The sequence below is a fragment of the Cupriavidus malaysiensis genome, assembly GCF_001854325.1.
In the GTDB taxonomy this organism is placed as follows: domain Bacteria; phylum Pseudomonadota; class Gammaproteobacteria; order Burkholderiales; family Burkholderiaceae; genus Cupriavidus; species Cupriavidus malaysiensis.
In genome coordinates, this window is record NZ_CP017755.1 from 1750423 (window position 1) to 1770259 (window position 19837).

A 19837-nucleotide genomic window follows, 5' to 3' on the forward strand; every position below is an offset into this window, starting at 1 on the left:
CGGCCTGCCCGCCCCACCCTCCGGGTCCCGGCCGCCCCCACTGGAGACTCCCATGAAGATCCGCCCCCTCTCGGACGCGCTGTCCGTATCCGACCAGATCACGCCCGCCGACGTTGCAGCGATCGCCGCGCAGGGCTTTCGCGCCATCGTCTGCAACCGACCTGACGGCGAGGCGCCCGACCAGCCCGGCGTCAAGGAGATCGAGCGCGCTGCCGCGGCCGCCGGGCTCGCGCTGTCCTACCTGCCGGCCGCGCCCGGCCGGATCGACGACGAACAAGGCCGTGCCTTCGGCACGCTGCTGGCCGGACTGCCCGCACCGGTGCTGGCTTACTGCCGCAGCGGCACCCGCTCGGCCACCCTGTGGGCGCTGTCGCAGGCCGGACGGCTGCCACCGCGTGAGATCCTGGCGCGCACGGCCGCCGCCGGCTGCGACCTGCAGGGCCTGGCGCCCCGCCTGGGCGATGGCGCCGGCGCGGCGCCGGTGCGCGTGGACGAAGCCAGCCACGAGGTCGTCATCATCGGCGGCGGCGCCGCCGGCACGGCCGTGGCGGCCAGCCTGCTGGCGCGCAGCCCCGGACTGGACGTCGCCATCATCGACCCGGCCGACGTGCACTACTACCAGCCGGGCTGGACCCTGGTCGGCGGCGGTGTGTTCGAGGCAAGGGTCACCGCGCGCGCGATGGGCTCGGTGCTGCCGCGCGGCGTGCGCTGGATCCAGGCGGCCGTGGCGGCCTTCGAGCCGGAGCGCAATGCCGTGGTGCTGGATGGCTGCCGCGTGGTGCGGTATCGGCAGCTGGTGGTCTGCCCGGGGCTGAAACTGGACTGGTCCGGCATCAAGGGCCTGCCCGAGACACTAGGCCGCAACGGCGTCACCTCGAACTACCGCTATGACCTGGCGCCCTACACCTGGCGCCTGGTGCAGCAGCTATCCGGCGCCGGCGGCGGGCGCGCCGTCTTCACCCAGCCGCCGATGCCGATCAAGTGCGCCGGCGCTCCGCAGAAGGCGATGTACCTGTCGGCCGACCAGTGGCGGCGCGACGGCGTGCTTGGCCGCGTCGATATCCAGTTCTGTAACGCCGGTGCGGTGCTGTTCGGTGTGCCCGACTACGTGCCCGCGCTGATGGAGTATGTCGGGCGCTACGGCATCCATCTCAACTTCGGCCAGACCCTGGTGAGCGTGGACGGCGCCGCGCGCCAGGCTACCTTCAGCCGTGCGCTGGCGGATGGCGGCAGCGAACTGGTGACGCGCGAATTCGACATGCTGCACGTGGTGCCGCCGCAGAAGGCACCGGACTTCATCCGCGCCAGCCAGCTGGCCGACGCGGCCGGCTGGGTCGAGGTCGATCCGGCCACGCTGCGCCATCCGCGCTACGAGAACATCTTCGCCCTGGGCGATGCGGGCAACACCAGCAATGCCAAGACGGCTGCGGCCGCGCGCAAGCAGGCGCCGGTGGTGGCGCACAACGTGCTGGCGCTGCGCGGCCAGGCGCAGGGCGAGGCGCGCTACGACGGCTACGGTTCCTGCCCGCTGACGGTGGAGCGCGGCAAGGTGGTGCTGGCCGAGTTCCTGTACGGCGGCAAGGTCGCCCCCAGCCTGCCGCGCTGGCTGCTCGACGGGACCCGCCCCACCCGCGCCGCCTGGCTGCTCAAGGAGCGCATCCTGCCGCCGCTCTACTGGGACGGCATGCTCAAGGGCCGTGAATGGCTGGCGCAGCCGGCCGTCGGCGCCTGAGCGGTATCCGGGGCCCCGGTGGGCCCCGGCGGCCCTTGTCCTGGCGCGGGCGAGGCGGCAGAATACGTCCCCAAAACCAACCAGCAGAATCGTCCGCCCCGCCGCGAGGCAGGGCGGCAGGACAGGGAGAAGGGATGGGAAACCGGGGCCGGGCCGCCATCAGCGCGGCCGCCGAAGCCGTTGCGGCTGCACGCTCCGGCCAGGGCGCGCCACGCGCAGCGGCAGCCGCGCCGCAGGCGCCGGCATGTCGCCGGCGTAGCGGCGCCCCCGTGCCATCGCCCTGAGGCCTGTCATCTCGCATCCACCCTGTCGGATGCGCTTCCCTTCCCCACAGTCGCTCCCCGCAGCCGTGCCGCACGTTCGCTCCTTTCCCGCACTCCGATCGATGCCAAGTCCGTTCCGCCCCACCTCGCTGGCCACGCTGCTGGCATTGCCCACCCTGGCGGCGCTGGCCGTGCCTGCCGTCGCGCAGGCCGCCGGCCCCGACCTGGCCGCCGTGCGCGCCAGGGTTTCCGCCAGCGTCTACGCCGTGCGCGCGCTCGGGGCGAACGAGGCGCCGCTCGCCGCGGGCTCGGCCGTGGTGATCGGGCCCGGGCAGCTTGTCACGGCCTGCCAGGTGCTGGCCGGCGCGCGCGCGATCTCGGTGCGGCGCGATAACGTCAGCTACGGTGCCACCCTGGAGGCGCCGGACATCGAGCGTGACCTCTGCCTGCTGCGCGTGGCCAACTTCCAGGCCCCCGCCGCCAGCGTCAGCACCAGCGCCGCGCCGGCTTTCGGCCAGCGTGTGCTGGCCGTGGCCAGCGCGGATGCCAGCGGCGTGACGGCGGTCGAGGGCACCGTCTCCGGCCTGCAGGCCGGCCCGGATGGCAAGCTGGTGCGCATCGAATCGACCGCGGCGCTGCCGAATGCCATCGGCGGCGGCCTGTTCGACGACAGCGGCAAGCTGATCGGCGTGATGGCCGGACAGGGGCAAGGCGCGCAAGGTGGCCAAGCCGGCCAAGGAGGACAGGCACCGCTCCGGGCCGTACCGGCCGCCTGGATCGGCATGGTGGGCGAACGCGGCGCCGCCGCGCTGGCCCAGTACCGCGCCGGGGCGCCGGCGGCCCGTCCGGCGCCCTCCGCGCCCGCGGCCCAGGCAACTTCGGCAGCGCCCGCCGCCGACGGCATGCCGCGCGTGGGCGAGCAGTGGCGCTACGAACTGGTCGACAAGATGACCAAGGCCCGGCGCGAGGTCTCCTACCGCGTGGACCGCATCGAAGGCGAGCGGGTGGTCTTCAACCAGGGTGCGCGCGTCGAGAGCGGCGACGGACGCGTGGTGCGCATCACCGCGGCCACCGGCGGCGATTTCGACGAGGCCTCGCCGCCGGGCGGATGGGTGCCGGAGGACGTGCGCGCTGGCCTGCGCTGGAAGCTCAGCTACCGGCAGCCCGTCACCGGCCTGCAGACCGACCTGACCGGCGAGGCCGGCGGAGAATCGACCCTCACCGTGCCGGCCGGCACCTTCCGTGTGCTGCGTCTCAGCTTCAAGGGCTACGTGTCCCGTCCCTTCTATGGCTTCACCGGTGGCGGCGCGGCCAGTTCGGTGCCTTACAGCGCGGTGGCCTGGTATGCGCCGGAACTGAAGCGCGTGGTGCGCTTCGATGCCCAGTACTCTTCGCGCTGGTCCCACCTGGACGAGAGCCTGGTACTGGTCGAACACCGGGTTGACTGACGGCCGACCGCCCGGGATGCGCGGCCGGACATCGCACTGCCCCGCCCCGTACCCATCCTGGGCCGCGCACGTCGCCTCTCAGCGGCCAACGTGGTGGCGTTCCCACGGCGGCTGCGTGCCAAAGCGGGCCTCCAGGAAGTCGATGAAGGCGCGTACGCGCGGCGGCATCAGCCGGCGCTGCGGCATCACGGCGTAGATGCCGGTCTCGGGCAGGGGGAATTCCGGCAGCACCGGCTCCAGTTGGCCGCTTTCCAGCTCGCGCCAGACATGCCAGACGGAATGCAGGGCGATGCCCAGGCCGGCCACCGCGGCGTCGGCCAGCAACTCGCCGGTATTGGCTTCGATGCGCCCGTCGACCGGCACCGCGATCTCGGCGCCGCCGTCCCCCTGGAAGCGCCACACGTCCTGCCGGCCCTGGTGGCCGGTCAGGAGCAGGCAGTCGTGCTTCGCCAGGTCCTGCGGCACGCGCGGCCGGCCGCGCCGGCGCAGGTAGTCGGGCGAGGCGCACAGCAGGCGGCGGTTGGGCGCGAGCTTGCGCGCCACCAGGCTCGAGTCCTCCAGCGCACCGATGCGCACCGCCAGGTCGAAGCCGCTGCTGACCAGGTCCATCACATGGTCGCTCAGGTTGACGTGGATGCGCAGCGCGGGATGGGCGGCGAGGAATTCCGGCAGCAGCGGCGAGATGTACAGGCGCCCGAACGAAGCCGAGGTGGTGACGCGCAGCGTGCCGCTGACGCCGGTGCCGGCCCCGCGCAGCGAACTGCCGAGGGCCTCCAGGTCGTCGACCAGGGCCCGGCCCTGCTCGGCCAGCAGGCTGCCCTCCGGGGTTGGATGCAGGCGCCGCGTGGTGCGGTGCAGCAGCCTCACGCCGAGGTCGGCCTCCAGGCGCTTGAGCCGCTGGCTGGCCACCGCCGCCGAAAGGTCGAGGCTGCGCGCGGCGGCGCTGATCGAGCCCAGGTCCAGGACGCGCAGGAACAAGCCGATATCGCCGATCCGGTCCATGATTATCAATATTTTCTTGAAAGTGATTATCGATCATGCCGGTTTCCGCGTCGGATGACCAGGGGCAAACTGCGAACTCCATTCGCTTACCGCTCCGATCATGTCTTCCGCCTCTCCCCGCGCCCTGGGCTCCGGTGCCCCCGCCGGCCGGTTGCCCATCGCGCTGTATGCGCTGACCGCCGGCTCCTTCGGCATCGGCTGCGCCGAATTCGTCATCATGGGCTTGCTGTTGCAGGTGTCGGCCGATCTCCAGGTCTCCATCGCCGCCGCCGGCATGCTGGTCTCCGGCTATGCCCTGGGCGTGTTCGCCGGCGCACCGGTGCTGACCCTGCTGACCCGGCGCATGCCGCGCAAGGCCGTGCTGCTCTCGCTGATGGTGATCTACACGATCGGCAATGCCGCCTGCGCCCTGGCGCCCGACTACACCACGCTGATGGTGGCGCGCGTGCTGACCTCGCTCACCCATGGCACCTTCTTCGGCGTCGGCGCGGTGGTGGCCACCAGCCTGGTGCCGGAAGCACGCAAGGCCTCGGCGATCTCGATCATGTTTTCCGGCCTGACCCTGGCCACGCTGCTGGGCATGCCGGCCGGTGCCTGGCTGGGCCTGCATTTCGGCTGGCGTGCCACTTTCTGGGCCATGAGCGTGATCGGACTGGTCTCGCTGCTGGTGATCGCCCTGCTGGTGGCGCGCAGCCGCGATGCCGCGCCCGCGGTGCCGCTGCGCGAGGAACTGCGCACCATGGCGCGCCCGCAGGTGTTGCTGGGCCTGGCCATGACGGTGCTGCAATCCATGGGCATCTTCGCCGTCATCACCTATGTGCAGCCGCTGCTGACGCGTGTGACCGGCTATGGCGAAGGCGCCGTCTCGCCGATCCTGCTGCTGTTCGGCGCCGGCATGATCGTCGGCAATATGCTCGGCGGCCGCTTTGCCGACCGCAGCCCGGTGCGTGCGGTGCTGGTGAGCCTGGGCGCGCTGGCCGTGGTGCTGGGGCTGATGACCCTGGCCGTGCCCAGCCGTATCGGCATGGTGGCCTTCGTCGGGCTGCTCGGCGTGGCGGCCTTCGCCACGGTGTCACCACTGCAGTTGCGCGTGCTGCACCATGCGCGCGGTCCGGGGCAGAACCTGGCCTCCAGCTTCAATATCGCCGCCTTCAACCTCGGCAACGGCCTGGGCGCCTGGCTCGGCGGGCAGGTCATCGACCACGGCCCCGGGCTGGCCTCCCTGCCCTGGGTGGCCGCGCTGCTGCCGCTGGCTGCGCTGGCCGTGGCGCTCTACAGCGTCCGGCTCGAAAGCCATGCGGCGCGTACGGCGCCCGGCGCGGTGGCCAATTCCTGCTGAGGTCCGGCGTCGACCGCCTCAGCCATCCTGCCGCCCTTCGTAGGCGGCAAGTTTCTGCATGGCGCGCGCGGCGCTGGCCAGCGTGGCGCGTTCCGCGGGGTCCAGCGTCTGCTCCAGCGTGGCGGCGAGCCAGCGGCCGCGCGCCGCCATGTCCTCGGCCAGCACCGCGCGGCCGTGTGGCGTGACGGCGAGCCGCGTTTCGCGCCGGTCCGCCTCGCTGCGCGTGCGCGTGATCCAGCCCGACTGCTCCAGCTCGGCGAGGATGCGCGTCAGCGACTGCGGCCGCAGCCGCTCCCGCTCGGCCAGCCGCACCGCGCTCATCGGTCCCTCGCGATTGAGGGTGCTGAGAGCACCCAGTGCCGACAGTGCCGGGCCGCCTTGCGGGCGTTCCGCGCGCAGGCGGCGCCCCAGTGCCAGCACGGCGCGCATGATGGATTCCACCGGATCGTTCTGCATTCCCGAAATATACTACGCATTGCGTAGTAATATCCGCGAATACCTTGCCCGGCAAGAGCATGCGGCTCGGACACGGGAGACAAAGTGGGAACGAAGACACATTTTGCGCAGGTCCTGCGCTGGTCGGCCGAAGGCCGCGCCAGCCGCGCCGAGGCGCTCGCGGCCGGCCTCGGCATGGGCCTGCCGATCCTGCTCGGGGGACTGGCCGGCGCCCTGCCCGCCGGCATGGCGGCCGGGCTCGGCAGCATGGCCGTCAGCGCTACCGTGCGCGGCGCGACGCTGGGGGAGCGCTGGCAGGCCTTCCGCGCGGCCTTCGTTCCGGTCCTGCTGGCGGCCGCCAGCGCGGTCTTGCTCGCCGGCCACGGCCAGCTCAGCGGCGTGCTGACGGTGGCTGTCGTCGGCAGCGTGGCGCTGGCGAGCAGCTACAGCCGCGAGCTGGCGGTGGCGGCGACTCGCTATCTGCTGTTCCTGCTGATCTCGATGGGCCTGGGCGGCGGTGCCCGCGTGCACGCAGCGGTATTGCTGCCGATCGCCGCCGGCGCGCTGTGGACCGCGCTGCTGGGGATGCTGCTGGCGGCCCTGGCCGGGCGCCTGCGTTCCGCCACCGCCCCTGTCGGCGCAAGGGCAGGACCGGCCGCCGCGGCACAAGCGACAGCGGTGACCGCGGCCCAGCGCTGGCGGCGCTGGCGCCAGTCGCTGCGGCAGGCAGCGGGCTGGCAATATGCCGTGCGACTGAGCCTGGCCCTGGCCGCGGCCACCGCGCTGCAATGGACCTGGCCGGCCCATCATTTCACCTGGAGCGCCATGACCGTCGCGCTGCTGACGCAACGCCAGCCCGAGCCGATCTCGGCCAGGTCGACGCAACGCGTGCTAGGCACCGTGCTGGGCGTGGGCCTGGCCTCGCTGATCGTCGGCCATCATCCCGCCTTGTGGCTGCTGGCGCTGGGCGCCGGCGCGCTGGCGTCCGCGCGTCCGGTGCTGCGTGCCGGCAACTACCTCGCTTACTCGGCGGTGATGACGCCGCTGATCCTGCTGATCCTGGAGGCGCATGCGCCGCTGGGCAGCGGGCTGCTGTGGGACCGCGTCGCCGCGACGCTTGCCGGCGCCGGGCTGGTGCTGCTGGTCGACCTTGCCGCTGTGCGCCTGCTCGCCGGCAGCGCCAGGGCTACAAGCGCGGCTACAACTGGGGGCACAACTGCGGGCACAACTGCGACTACAACGAATCGCAGAGATACGCCGGCTTGAGCGCGCGGAAGGCGCGCTGGGTCGGGTCCGCCTCGGCCGGCGCGTCCGACCGGGCCGGCGTGCCCAGCCGTGTCACCAGGATGGAGCAGGCCTTGGCGTCCGCTTCGCGCCAGTAGCGCAGCTGGTATTCGGCGCCGGCCAGCGGCACGAACGACACCCCGGCCGCGCAACGGTATTTCGTACCGTCCTGGCTGGACGCCGAGACGGCGGCGATATAGAGCCGTTTGCCTGCCGCCAGCCAGCGCTCGCGTGTGTGCGCCGGCGGCTCCGGGGAGTCGCCGCCGATGTCTAGCTTCTGCGGCGGCCCCAGCGCCGCAAGCTGCTGCCCGGTGCCGGCCAGGATGACCACATGGGGCGTCTCCGGGCAGCGCGCCGGGTCGAGCACGGTGAAGGTCGTATTGTCGTCGGTGCTGGTCAGCAGGCGGACCTTGGCGGCGGGTGCGCCGGCCGCGACGTGGTAGCGGGGGGCGCACGCGGCGAGCGGAATGGCGGCAGCCGCCAGCAGGGCGAGGCCCGGGCGGCACCGCCCCGGCCAGGCTGGCGATGGCGGCGGCAGGTGCGGGATGTCCTTCGGCATGGCGGCAGCGGGGAGTGGCGCACGCGCCAAGCATAGCCGCTCGCCGCCTCGGGTGGTGTGCAGGCAGGGCCGCGCGAAGGCCAGACATGTGCGGCAAGGCACATGGCGGGACGGCCCGATCGCGCACGGTGCCAGCGCAGGTACTAAGCATCTGAGCAAATATTCGTGGGCAGCCGGCAAGTGCCATGCTGCAATGCGCGCATGCCCAGTCCCGCCCCGCCCCCCTCTCCTGCGGCCGCCGCGGCCCCGCCCCTGCTCGACATCCGTGCGCTCACGGTGCGTTTCCCCGGCCGGGACGCCGTGCGTGCGCTCGACCTGCGCATCGACAGCGGCGAGATGCTGGCGCTGGTCGGCGAGTCGGGCTGCGGCAAGTCGACCACGGCATTGGCGGTGATGCGCCTGCTGCCCGCCGCGGCGAGCGTCGGCGGCAGCATCCTGCTCGACGGGCGCGATTTGCTGGCGCTGCCGGAAGCGGCCATGAGCGGCACGCGTGGCAGCCTGGTGTCGATGATCTTCCAGGAGCCGATGAGTTCGCTCAACCCGCTGCAGCCCATCGGCCGGCAAGTGATGGAGGCCATCCTGCTGCATCGTCCACAGGCGCGCGAGGCAGCGCGCCGCGAGGCGGAGGCACTGCTCGAGCGCGTGCGCTTGCCGCAAGCGGCACGCCGTGTCGGCGCCTATCCGCACGAACTCTCCGGCGGGCAGCGCCAGCGCGTGATGATCGCCATGGCGATTGCCTGCCGGCCGCGCCTGCTGATTGCCGACGAGCCGACCACCGCGCTGGATGTCACCACCCAGGCGGAGATTCTCGCGCTGATCGACCAGCTCCGGCACGAACTCGGCATGGCGGTACTGCTGATCACGCATGACCTGGGCGTGGTCTCCCAGGTGGCAGACCGTGTCGCAGTCATGCATGGCGGCAACAAGCTGGAGGAAGGCCGCACCGGGCGGATCTTCGCCGCGCCCGCGCACGCCTACACGCGTGGCCTGCTCGCCGCCTCGCTGCACGGCGGCCGCGCGCTGCACTACACGCGCGACCGCCTGGCCGAGATCCGTGCCAGCGCCGACGGCAGCTTCCACCTGGCGCAATCCCCGCAACCCGCGCCGCAGACGCTCACGCGCCGCCCCGACGCGCCGGACCCCGCCGTGCCCTGGCTGGTGGTGCAGGACCTGCGCGTCAGCTATGCCGGCGGTGCCGGCCGGCACACCGCGGTGGACGGCCTCGGCCTGAGCCTGGCGCGCGGCGAGACGCTGGGGCTGGTGGGCGAATCCGGTTGCGGCAAGTCGACGCTGTCGCGCGCGCTGATGCGGTTGGTGCCGGCCGAGGCGGGCCGCATCGAACTGGAAGGGCGCGACCTGCTGGCATTGCCGCCGCGCGAACTGCTGCCGTGGCGCAAGCGCGTGCAACTGGTCTTCCAGGACCCCTACGGTTCGCTCAATCCGCGTCACCGCGTGGAGGACATCCTCGGCCACGCGCTGGCCATCCACGGCTTGCGCGCCCGCGCCGAACGCGTGGCCCGCATCGCCGCCATACTCGACGACGTCGGCCTGCCGCGCGGGGCGCAGCGCCGCTATCCGCATGAATTCTCCGGCGGGCAGCGCCAGCGCATCGCCATCGCACGTGCCTTGGTGCTGCGTCCCGACCTGGTCATCTGCGACGAGCCCGTCTCCGCGCTCGACGTCTCGATCCAGGCCCAGATCCTGAACCTGCTGGTCGACCTCAAGGCCGAATACGGCTTGACCTATCTGTTCATCTCGCACGATCTTGCCGTGGTGCGCTACATCGCCGACCGCGTGGCGGTGATGCAGGCCGGGCGCATCGTCGAGAGCGGTTCGCCGCAGGCGCTCTGGTCGGCCCCGCACCATCCGTACACGCGCGCCCTGCTCGACGCCGTGCCGGGTCGCCGCGGGCCGCGCGGGGAGGGCCTGGCGATGCCGCAGCCTGCCCCGCGCCAAGCCCTGGCGGATGCGCTCGCTACTTGCTGAGGTCGTCTCTGCCCGTACCCATGTCCGTGTCCGGCCGCCGTGCCCTCGTGCCGCCGTTCCACCGTTCGCCCTTCTTTCGTCAGCCTTTCCTGTCTCCGTCATGACCGATCACGATACGCCCGCGGCCGCGTCCGCCAGTTCCAGCATCACCCTCGCCTCCCAGGCGGATCCGGCCGCTCCCGGCGCGCCGGCCAACCTGCGCCGCCGCGGCGTGCTCGGCGCCACCGGCGCCCTGCTGGCCGGAGGCCTGCTGCCGCTGTGGCTGCCGGATGCGCTGGCGCTGGACAAGGCCTTGCCCGATACCGAGCAAGGTGCGCAACGCGGCGGTGCGCTCGACGCCGTGGTGCATCCTGAGCCGCCCACGCTGGCTTTCTTCATCAACACCGCCACGCCTGGCCGCACGGTGGTGAGCAAGATCTTCGACGGCCTGCTCGACTACGGCCCGGACCTCAAGCCGCGCCCGCAGCTGGCGGAAAGCGTGGAGGTGTCGCCCGACGGTCTGAGTGTGCGCCTCCGCCTGCGCAGGAACGTGTCGTGGCATGACGGCAAGCCCTTCACCGCGGCCGACGTGAAGTACTCCGCCGAGGAGATCTGGCCCAAGTACGCCCCCACCGCGCGGCGCGTGTTCCAGCACCTGCGCAAGGTCGAGGCGCCCGACAGCCACACCGTGGTGCTGACGCTCGCCAAGCCGACGCCGGTGATCCTCAACGCGCTCGACGTGGTCGCCGCGCCAGTGCTGCCCAAGCACTTGTACGCCGGCACCGACGTGCCCAACAATCCCTACAACAACAAGCCGGTCGGCACCGGCCCCTTCGTCTTCCGTGAATGGGTGCGCGGCCAGCATATCGCGCTGGAGCGCTTCGACAAGTACTGGGCACCCGGCCTGCCCTACCTCGACCGGATCACCTTCAAGATCATTCCCGACGTGGCAGGCCGCGCCGCCGCGCTGGAGACCGGTGCCGTCCAGTACGGCGAGCGCAACCCGGTCACCTTCGCCGATGCCGACCGGCTCGCGCGCTCGCCCAAGCTGGTCGTCAGCACCGGGGGCTATAACGGCTTCGCCGGCTGGCTCTGGCTGATCCCCAACCTGCGCGACCCCATCCTGGGCAACCTGAAGGTGCGGCAGGCGCTGTTGCACGCGATCGACCGCGATGCCCTGACCAGGACGGTCTGGGGCGGCTACGCGGCACCGGCCACCGGCCCGGTGTCGTCGTTGCTGAAGACCTTCTACACCAAGGACACGCAGCAATATCCGTACGACAAGAAGAAGGCCGAGGCACTGCTCGATGAGGCGGGCTTCCCGCGCAAGCCCGATGGCTGGCGTTTCAAGCTCAACCACGACTACATTCCCTTCGGCGACGACTACCGCCGCACCGGCGAATTCGTGCGGCAATCGCTGCGTGCGATCGGCATCGACGTCACCCTGCGCGGGCAGGACCTGGCGGCCTGGACCAAGAACGTCTTCTCCGACTACAACTTCCAGCTGGTCAGTTCCTGGGGCATCAACTGGCAGGACCCGCAGATCGGTGTCGAGCAGCACTACTGGTCCAAGGCCGAAGCCAAGGGGACGCCGTGGCAGAACGCCTCCGGCTACGCCAGCGCCGAGGCCGACCGGCTGCTCGAGGCCGCCCAGGTCGAGCGCGATCCGGCCCGGCGTGTCGAGCTGTACCGGCAGTTCCAGGGCGTCGCCCAGCGCGACCTGGCCCTGCTCAACCTGTTCGAGTTCCGCTGGTTCGGTGTCTGGGATAAGCGCCTGCGCAACGTGACCGACACCTTCGACCACAGCCAGAACAACTTCGCGCGCGTCTGGCTGGCGACAAAGTGAGCCGGGCATGAACCGACGCATCCTGGCCCGCTTGCTGCAGCTCGCCGGCGTCGTGCTGGCCACCGCGGTGCTGAATTTCCTGCTGCTCAAGGCATTGCCGGGCGACCTGGTCGATACCATCGCCAGCGAGAGCGGCAGCGTGCCGGCCGAGTACGTGGCGCAGCTGCGCAGCCTGTACGGCCTCGACCGCAGCACGCCGGCCCAGCTGCTGGCCTATCTCGGCCAGCTTACGCACGGTGACTTCGGCTACTCCTTCCGCTTCGGCGAGCCGGTCCTGCACCTGGTGCTGGCACGTCTCGGGCCCACCGTGGCGCTGGTCGGCACGGCGCTGCTGTGCTCGACCGTGGCGGGCGTGCTGCTCGGCGTCGCCGCGGCGCGCCGGCCGCACGGCCTGGTGGACACCGCGCTGTCGGCGCTGGCCACGGCGGGCTACTCGGCGCCGTTGTTCTGGACCGCACTGATGCTGATCGTGCTGTTCGGCGTACGGCTCGAATGGCTGCCGATCGCAGGCGTGCGCGAGGTCAATGCCGGCTACCACGGCCTGCGCTTGCTGCTGGACTACGCCGCGCACCTGGCGCTGCCGGCGCTGACGCTGTCGATCTACTACGTTGCGGTCTACATGCGGCTGACCCGCGCCGCCATGGTGGAGACGCTCGCCGAGGACTTCATCCGCACCGCCCGTGCCAAGGGTGCGCGCGAGGCGCGCGTGCTGTTCGGCCATGCGCTGCGCCATGCGCTGTTGCCGGTGTTCACGATGCTGGGCGTGCAGAGCAGCGCGCTGCTTGGCGGTTCGATCGTGGTGGAGACGGTGTTTGCCTGGCCGGGACTGGGGCAGCTTTCCTTCGAGGCCATCAAGAGCCGCGACCTGCCGGTGCTGCTGGCGGTGCTGCTGTGCAGCGGCGCCCTGGTGGTGCTGGCCAACCTGCTGGTCGACCTGGTGCAGACCTTGCTCGACCCGCGCGTGCGGCGCCAGGGCACCGCGCATCCCGAGGAGACGGCCGCATGAAGCGCTGGTACCGGCAACCCGCCCTGCTGATCGGGGGCGCCATCCTGAGCGTGGTGGCGCTCGCGGCCGTGCTGGCCGGCACCTTGTTCCCCGGCGACCCGCTCGACATGGTCGGGGCACCCTATGTCTGGCCCGGCGGCGATGCCCGCACGCCGCTGGGCACCGATCTGATGGGGCGCGATCTGCTGGCCGGACTGGTGCACGGCGCGCGCGTCTCATTGCTGGTGGGCGTCGGCTCGGCCCTGGCGGCGCTGGTGCTCGGCATCGCCGTCGGGGCCGCCTCCGGTTTCTATCGCGGCCGCGTCGATGCGGTGCTGGGCCGCGTCACCGAGTTCTTCCAGACCATCCCCTCGTTCCTGCTCGCCATCATCCTGGTGGCTGTCCTCAAGCCCACGCTGGGTACCATCGTGTTCGCGCTCAGCGTCACCGCGTGGCCCAGCGTGGCGCGGCTGGTGCGAGCAGAGTTCATCTCCCTGCGCGAGCGCGAATTCGTCAAGGCCAGCATCGCCGTCGGGGCCAGCGACATGCACCTGATCTTCCGCGAGATCCTGCCCAATGCCTGGACGCCGGTGATCGTCTCGACCGGCTTGCTGGTGGCCAACGCCATCCTTTCCGAGGCGGGCCTGTCCTTTCTCGGACTGGGCGATCCCAATGTGGTGAGCTGGGGGTCGATGATCGGCCTCGGCCGCGACGCCCTGCGCACCGGCTGGTACATGACGGCGCTTCCCGGCCTTGCCGTGGTGGTCACCGTGCTGGCGCTGAACCTGCTGAGCGACGGCCTGCATGCCGCGCTCAATCCCAAGCTGAGGCGTACCGTGCGTGAGTCCTAAGGGCTCAAGCGCTTAAGCGCTCAAGCGTCAAGCGCGCCAGTGCAGCGCCGCCCGCAGGTGTGACGCGAGGATCGAATGCGCCGCGCCGACGACTCTGGCGGCGATAGTGGCTACACCGGCGCGCGGCATCGAATATGGGCCCTGGTCCGCTGCGTCATTCGAAATCCCCCCGATCGACAGCACCTGCGGGCCGTATGCGCGTTGCAGATGCTCGCCATCGCCGTGCCATAGCCGTGCTTTGCGCCTAGCCTATGACCCTGAGACCCTGAGACCCTGAGACCCGGAGACCCGGAGACCCGGAGACCCGGAGACCCGGAGACCCGGAGACCGGATGCACCGCAGCTTGGGTGCGTTTTCCTTGACGCAATGGGCTAATACCATGGCATGGATTCGATCGCCTCGACCACCTCCGCCTGGTGCTCGATAAAGAACTCCCCGTGGTTGCTGTTGGCAATGACGATGCGACGGCTATCCGGCAGGGCTGCGGACAACGCTTCGAAATTGCGCTCGCGATCCTGGCGTGACTCGCGCAAGCGCATCTGCGCGTCTTCCCGGGTCTGTGCATCGACAGGCTCCGTAAGCCAGGGGAAGAGGTCCCGCAGCCCGCGGGGGTCCGCCTGCAGGATAAGCGCAGGAGCACGGACCGCACTGTAATCCGGTGAAAACCGCATCGCCTCCGTGAGCGTCACGATGGATACCTCGGAAGGAGTGGCGGGGCGCACGCTACCGTTGGGCAGCACTTCGCAGGCATCGCGCAAGTTCGCCTCGATTGCAGGCGACCAGGTTTTGTGGATGCGCTTGGCAAAGGCGACGGCGGCGGCAAACGATGCGCCGTCGGCCGCCTGCGGGTCCGGGCTCAGCAAGGCCGGGTTGCGCGGCACCCGGGACGGATCCCGCTTGGCGAGTGAGTAGTCGTAGGTGGTGTCCATGTAGACGAGCCCGCGTACACGCTGCGGATATCGGCCGGCAAACAGGGTCAGTTCGTTTCCGGCAATGGAGTGGCCGCATAGCACCACGCTGCCGACATGCAGGGCAGCCAGAAGGCCGTCGAGATCGTCGACCAGTGCGGCGGTATCGTAACGCCAGCCGCGGCTTGGCAGCGGCTTGTCCGATTGGCCAAAGCCGCGCCGGCTGACTGCGAGGACGCGCGCGCGATCGGCCAGTGCGGCGGCCAGTCCATTGAAGAGCTGGGCGGTCTCCCCCTGTCCCGCCAGCAGGACGACGACCCGTTCTGCATTGCCGGGATTCCAGTCGCGCACATGAAGGGCCACACCGGTCCGAAGTGGCACGCGCCGGTCCTGAACGGTGGCTTGCGGCGTTGCGCCGCGGTCTGCGTCGCCGCCGCCGCAGGCGCTCAAGGCTGGCAGCATAAGCGTGATGGGCCAGCAGGCTAGCGCCTGCATCAGGCGACGGCGGTCGTGGCTCGAAGAGGGGAAATCCATCGGATCGTGCGCTCCAATCATTGGGGTCAAGGCCGGGACCAAGGCTGGCAATGGGCCATCCTGTAAGCGCTGAGCAAGAAGGCGGGGATCGTGACGCGCACATGCATGCGCGCGCGCCGCCAACAAGATGGCTTTGGTCATGGGAGCGCCAAGTCTAGGGAGAAGCGCGTGCCGCATGTGTGCGGAGTTGTGGCGAACTGTGCGGATCCCTGTGCGCTGGCGCTGTCGAGGGATGTCTCGGCACCTCGTTGCCGTGGCGCTGATGGATTCGCACAAAGATGCGCAGATTCGAGACAGAGCGATGGTCCAAGCATCGATGCGATGCTCTGCGCGCTCGCCGGACCGGATGGCATTGGCGGAGCAGGCCTGAAATCCAGGCGGCCCAGGGAGGCATCGCCGATGTCCCGTGGCGTAGTGCTACCGTGCCATCACGGCGTGCACGCGGCCTGATGGTCAGGCGCGGGAAAAATCCAGCAGGTCCTGCGGGCGGACAAGGAGTGGCGTCGCGCAGTGCGTCTGTAACGCCGCCGCGGCCGTGTAGCCCCAGGCTACCCCGCGGAACGCCATGCCGGCGGCGCTGGCGGCCTCCGCATCGCGGATTTCGTCGCCAACGTACAAGGCTTCGTCCGGACGCACACCAGCGGAAGAGACCAACGCCCGAAGCTTGCGCGCCTTGCCGAACATCGAGATGCCGCAGCTGAAATCGGCGATCCGGCCGCTGACGGCGGGACCGAGGATCGCGCGCACGACGTCCTCGCCGTTCGACGTGGCAACGGCAAGCCTGATGCCACGCCGTGCCAGCGTATCCAGCGTCTCGGCCACGTTCGGGAATAGCGAAACCTGCGCGATGCGCTCGCGCATCAGCTTCCTGACATCGATGGTAATGGCCGGCGCCTTCCACAGCGGCACGCCAAGCAGCCGCATGATGTGTTGCGCGGAGCTGCCGCGCGCCTGCTCGAGCAACTCGCCCTCGAGCGGGCGAAACCCGTGTTTGCGCGAAGCGACTTCAACGGCTTGCAGAAAGCACGCCATCGAATCGGCCAACGTGCCGTCGAAATCAAACGCGATGAGTTTGTAGGTCATGAAGAGTGCAGCAGCGCTGCGAGGCAAATGTAGAACGCATCAAACGTGTCAGCGCTTTGTAATCATCACGGTCGCTTCGAGGCCATGGCGCCCATGCCGGCAGCCACTCCCTTACGAATCCATGCGTGATCGGTGGGCATTTTCGCATTGCTTGGCCCAGCCAGGCGAGCATGAGAAGGCTCCACTGGACGGGACTTCGGGGAAAGCGCTTCACAGAGAGAGAAAACCTATGGGGGCGCTGAGCCGGTAAGCGTCCAACGCCTCGATCCCTTCCTTGGATCCGCAAGATCCGCAAACATCGACACAAATACGCACAATTTCAACATGGACAATCCATTAGGCTCTGTCAATGCTGCATCGGCCGCATCGACGCTCCCACTGTTTTTTCAGGCTTGGAGATGCGCGGCCTACTCTGATTCGTCACGTCAAGCCGATTCCTTATGAAGCCAGTTCGCTTGGTTGGGCCTTCGTGGCTCTCTTCTCCGGACCGCTTCTTTCCATCGCGCAGCAGCAAGGAAGACTGGCGACGCGAGCCCACTGTTACGCTTCCAAGAGGCCAATGAACGAGAATCCGATCCGTTTCGATATCCAACAGGTCTTGAGACTGTTGCCACACCGCTATCCCTGCTTGTTGATCGATCGCGTGCTTGCCTTGGAGCCGCGTGCGGCGGTGACCGCGCTCAAGAATGTGACGGTCAACGAGCCCTATTTCGTTGGCCACTATCCGGCAAGCCCCGTGATGCCTGGCGTGCTGTGCATCGAGGCATTGCTGCAGACCGCCGCGATCCTGGTCGCTGTCGAAGGGGACGCTGACGTCGAGAGTAAGCTGCATCGGTCGATCGAGATCGAAAGGGTGCGCTTCAGGCGATCGGTCTACCCAGGGGACCAACTGCTGCTCCACGTCGAGCTCGAGCAGGATCGGGACGGAGCCATGCGGTTCAAGGGTACGGCCACAGTGGACGGCGCCATCGCCGTCGAGGCAACCATTTCAAGCAGATGGGGCGGGCCGGGAACAGCACCGAACCCGACCGGTCGCGCGCAATCCGGTGCCTAGCCTCACGTGCCACCGACGCCTGCGCCCTCCCCTTCGCGGTCAACCTGACTGGTGCGAAGCGTAACGACATTGGTCTGCTCTCCCGCTTCGTGCATCGCGCCGACATGCACGGAGCTTTCCTCAAGCGCGGGCAGCAACGTTGAGTGCCGGCCCGCCGTGCATGATGTCAATGCAATCCACCAATGAGCCGGTCATTCCAAAGTTCGCGCCGCGGCATTGCCTCCATTGGCGCGGCGGGACTTCATCTTGAATGAGTTCTTAGTCAACGGAACAGATAATCAACGCCCAAGACGAATGCTTGACTCTTGACCTCGGCGCCGTTGCCTCCTTTCCATTTCAACTTGTCGTAGTTCGTGTATTGCGCGCGTATGCGCCAATTCGATGAGATGGCATAAGCCGCTCCGGCTCCGAATGTGATCACCGCCACGGAGCGGCTGCTCGAATCGATGTCTCCTGTGCGCTGCCCGTGCTCCAATCCTAGCCCAACGAGGGCCAGCAAGGAGAAGCGGTCGGTAATTGGCAGATGCCCGACGACGCTCGCCGTCATCCCGCCGATGGCGAAACGGTCCTTTTGACCATCAGTTCTCGCTTCAACGGAACCCAGGGTGGTGACTGTGCTTTCGACTGATAGGTAGCGCGAGAACTGATAGCCGCCCCGCAGTCCGACGGCGACGTGATTCGATGAAGCGTCCGTCCATCCCGGACTGGATGGGCTGACTCCGATACGCGCATACCCGAGGTCCGCGCCGAGGTAAAAGAACTCCTCGGCAGGAGGGGACTGGCGTGCCTGTGCGCTTGGCGCTCCGGCGCCAAGTACTGCCATGATGAACGTTACCCCGCCAAAAAGTGATCGATACGACATAAGTATAGATTTGCGATAAAAAATATCTGTAATACAATAAAGTTTTGTTGTTATACAATACGCAAAGTGACGTCCGCAACCTTTTTATGGAGATCAGCATCTTGAGTTCTTATGCAGCCTCGCATCCGGAGAGCACAGCCATGCGGCGCATCCGCAAGTTGTCTGACAGGATGCGGTGTCTGACCACCAGCGGCGCGGTGATCGCGCTTGCGTCCATGGTGTGGATCTGGTTTGGGTTGCCCGACGCGACCCTGGAAAAGGTGGTGCGCCAGCACATCCCGGCAAGTTCTGCCTTTGCCGTGCACGTTTCCCTGTGGCACCGGGTCGAGGGCTTTCTTGCCACCAGTATCAGCTTGGGGCTGCTCAGCTGCGCGCTGTATCAGGCTCGACAGATGTTCGTGACCTTCGGGCGTGGCGAGGTCCTGACGGTTGAAGTCGCCAAATGCCTACGCCGCCTGGCGATGGCTTCGATATCTCTGGGACTGTCCAGTCCGCTGGTTAAACTTCTGGTGGGCCTATTGCTGATTGGTGAACCAGGCAAGCCCTACTGGATTTTCATACTCACGCTGGGGGACTATTTCGTGTGCCTGCTTGGCGGCCTGCTGCTGGCAATTGCGTGGGCGTTGGTTATCGCTGCACAGGTTGCGGAGGAGAACAAGGGCTTTGTCTGAAGGACGATGGCAGTGCTGGTCCACTGCGTCATGCGAAAGGCACCCTTGCTCGACGGCGCCTCCAGGCCGGACAGGCATTCAAGGCCTGAGCCGCGCTCCAAGTCGCCGGGCCATGGAAGTGCAGGCGCCCGGCCCCGGCCACCGATGAGCCGGTCGCCGGGTTGGGGCGCTATCGGCGTGCCCAGGGGGCTTCCTGTGCGAATGGCATGCCCTGCTCAGGACATGTGATTCAGCAGCCAGGAGCCGGGAATCTGGAGTACTCCATGCGCTGCCATATGGCCCAGCATGGCCGCCTCCAGGCCGCGCCGCCAATACAAGAAGCCGAACACGACGCCTGCAAGCCCATTCAGCACCAGTGCTCGCAACACCAACATCGGTGTCAGAGGAACCACGGCGGCCGTTGCCGGCAGGTGAGCCAGTGCGAAAAGCAGCGCCACAAGGCCAATTGCTGTCCGGAATGCCCCGGGAGCCGGCATGCCATCGGCCTGTTTCCACCATCGCCCCGCAAACCAGACCAGGAGCGGCAGCAGGAACAAACGCATCAGGAGTTCCTCGGTCAGCCCGCCATACAAGACGCCCGCCAGTAAGCGTTTCCACAACGGCACCCTGAACAGCGACTGCATTGGCGCGGGAAGATGAGGGAAGAAACACAGTGCATCGACCGCAACTAACACGGCTCCCAGGATTGCCCCGGCCAGCAGTCCTGCCCGCAAGCCCACCGGCGACGGTGTCCCCCTGCCTTCCGTCCAGGCCTGGAGAAGCGGCATTCGCAGTCCCACCTTGCTGGACAAGCGCATCCCCAAGAGAATAACGACCGCAAGCAAGAACCCGTTCTGCACCAGGACCACTGCTACCAGCCACGGCAACGGTACAGCGGACTTGGCAATCGGGGCGGTCCCGGCCACCGCCAGCATATCGGCCATATCGGCCATATAGGGCATGCCGGCTATCACGCCCGACAATCCTGCCAGCAGCAGGATGGCGAAGATCTTCTTGTTGATCGTCTTGAACATAGG

Annotated in this window: 17 protein-coding genes; 10 read left to right on the forward strand and 7 right to left on the reverse strand. The window is 68.7% G+C overall.

What is annotated here, in order from left to right; genetic code table 11:
* The first annotated feature begins 52 nt into the window (after positions 1-52).
* Together BKK80_RS27280 and BKK80_RS27285 are read left to right on the forward strand one after the other, a co-directional pair.
* Positions 53-1732: a bifunctional protein tyrosine phosphatase family protein/NAD(P)/FAD-dependent oxidoreductase gene (locus tag BKK80_RS27280; protein ID WP_071072063.1), complete on the forward strand. Its 1680-nt coding sequence runs from the start codon at positions 53-55 to the stop codon at positions 1730-1732.
* Positions 1733-2117: 385 nt separating this feature from the next.
* Positions 2118-3443, forward strand: coding sequence for a S1 family peptidase (locus BKK80_RS27285; protein WP_071072065.1), 1326 nt, complete (start codon positions 2118-2120; stop codon positions 3441-3443).
* 78 nt (positions 3444-3521) lie between these two features.
* Here the strand turns inward: BKK80_RS27285 and BKK80_RS27290 are convergent, their stop codons facing one another.
* The gene (locus BKK80_RS27290) at positions 3522-4445 is read right to left on the reverse strand and encodes a LysR family transcriptional regulator (protein WP_071072067.1); all 924 of its coding nucleotides are present in this window, start codon (positions 4443-4445) and stop codon (positions 3522-3524) included.
* A gap of 100 nt (positions 4446-4545) precedes the next feature.
* Here BKK80_RS27290 and BKK80_RS27295 point away from each other — a divergent pair, with 100 nt between their 5' ends.
* The gene (locus BKK80_RS27295; protein WP_083384522.1) at positions 4546-5784 is read left to right on the forward strand and encodes an MFS transporter; all 1239 of its coding nucleotides are present in this window, start codon (positions 4546-4548) and stop codon (positions 5782-5784) included.
* Between the two features lie 18 nt (positions 5785-5802).
* Here BKK80_RS27295 and BKK80_RS27300 read toward each other — a convergent pair whose 3' ends face one another.
* On the reverse strand, positions 5803-6240 hold the full coding sequence (locus BKK80_RS27300) for a MarR family winged helix-turn-helix transcriptional regulator (protein ID WP_071020125.1): 438 nt from the start codon (positions 6238-6240) through the stop codon (positions 5803-5805).
* An 84-nt stretch (positions 6241-6324) separates the two neighbouring features.
* On the opposite strand from BKK80_RS27300, the gene BKK80_RS27305 reads away from it, so the two are divergent.
* Positions 6325-7485 carry an FUSC family protein gene (locus tag BKK80_RS27305; protein ID WP_071020122.1) on the forward strand — a complete coding sequence of 387 codons (1161 nt, stop codon included), beginning with the start codon at positions 6325-6327 and terminating at the stop codon, positions 7483-7485.
* Here the strand turns inward: BKK80_RS27305 and BKK80_RS27310 are convergent.
* Positions 7454-8062: a hypothetical protein gene (locus BKK80_RS27310; RefSeq protein WP_231908127.1), complete on the reverse strand. Its 609-nt coding sequence runs from the start codon at positions 8060-8062 to the stop codon at positions 7454-7456. The genes BKK80_RS27305 and BKK80_RS27310 overlap by 32 nt on opposite strands.
* 201 nt (positions 8063-8263) lie before the next feature.
* Here BKK80_RS27310 and BKK80_RS27315 point away from each other — a divergent pair, with 201 nt between their 5' ends.
* The 4 genes from BKK80_RS27315 (at position 8264) to BKK80_RS27330 (ending at position 13709) form a co-directional block, all read left to right on the forward strand.
* Complete coding sequence (locus BKK80_RS27315) at positions 8264-10048, forward strand: ABC transporter ATP-binding protein (protein ID WP_083384521.1); 1785 nt, start codon at positions 8264-8266, stop codon at positions 10046-10048.
* A 100-nt stretch (positions 10049-10148) separates the two neighbouring features.
* Positions 10149-11873 carry an ABC transporter substrate-binding protein gene (locus tag BKK80_RS27320; protein ID WP_071020119.1) on the forward strand — a complete coding sequence of 575 codons (1725 nt, stop codon included), beginning with the start codon at positions 10149-10151 and terminating at the stop codon, positions 11871-11873.
* Between the two features lie 7 nt (positions 11874-11880).
* Complete coding sequence (locus tag BKK80_RS27325) at positions 11881-12879, forward strand: ABC transporter permease (RefSeq protein WP_071020116.1); 999 nt, start codon at positions 11881-11883, stop codon at positions 12877-12879.
* On the forward strand, positions 12876-13709 hold the full coding sequence (locus tag BKK80_RS27330) for an ABC transporter permease (RefSeq protein ID WP_071020113.1): 834 nt from the start codon (positions 12876-12878) through the stop codon (positions 13707-13709). The genes BKK80_RS27325 and BKK80_RS27330 overlap by 4 nt, the downstream gene beginning before the upstream one ends.
* Positions 13710-14080: 371 nt before the next feature.
* On the opposite strand, the gene BKK80_RS27335 is transcribed toward BKK80_RS27330, so the two are convergent.
* Complete coding sequence (locus BKK80_RS27335; protein WP_157903354.1) at positions 14081-15292, reverse strand: alpha/beta fold hydrolase; 1212 nt, start codon at positions 15290-15292, stop codon at positions 14081-14083.
* 312 nt (positions 15293-15604) lie between these two features.
* Positions 15605-16234 carry an HAD hydrolase-like protein gene (locus tag BKK80_RS27340; RefSeq protein WP_071020103.1) on the reverse strand — a complete coding sequence of 210 codons (630 nt, stop codon included), beginning with the start codon at positions 16232-16234 and terminating at the stop codon, positions 15605-15607.
* Between the two features lie 559 nt (positions 16235-16793).
* Here BKK80_RS27340 and fabZ point away from each other — a divergent pair.
* Positions 16794-17288 (forward strand): 3-hydroxyacyl-ACP dehydratase FabZ, encoded by a 495-nt coding sequence (gene fabZ / locus BKK80_RS27345; protein WP_071020100.1) that lies wholly within the window; start codon positions 16794-16796, stop codon positions 17286-17288.
* A gap of 262 nt (positions 17289-17550) precedes the next feature.
* Here the strand turns inward: fabZ and BKK80_RS27350 are convergent, their stop codons facing one another.
* Positions 17551-18111: a porin family protein gene (locus BKK80_RS27350; RefSeq protein WP_231908126.1), complete on the reverse strand. Its 561-nt coding sequence runs from the start codon at positions 18109-18111 to the stop codon at positions 17551-17553.
* Between the two features lie 125 nt (positions 18112-18236).
* On the opposite strand from BKK80_RS27350, the gene BKK80_RS27355 reads away from it, so the two are divergent.
* Entirely contained in the window at positions 18237-18821 is a 585-nt protein-coding gene (locus BKK80_RS27355; protein WP_071020098.1) for a DUF2975 domain-containing protein, read from the forward strand.
* A gap of 215 nt (positions 18822-19036) precedes the next feature.
* Here BKK80_RS27355 and BKK80_RS27360 read toward each other — a convergent pair whose 3' ends face one another.
* A complete protein-coding gene (locus BKK80_RS27360; protein WP_071072069.1) occupies positions 19037-19834 on the reverse strand; it encodes a CPBP family glutamic-type intramembrane protease in 798 nt (265 codons plus the stop codon).
* Positions 19835-19837: the final 3 nt, after the last annotated feature.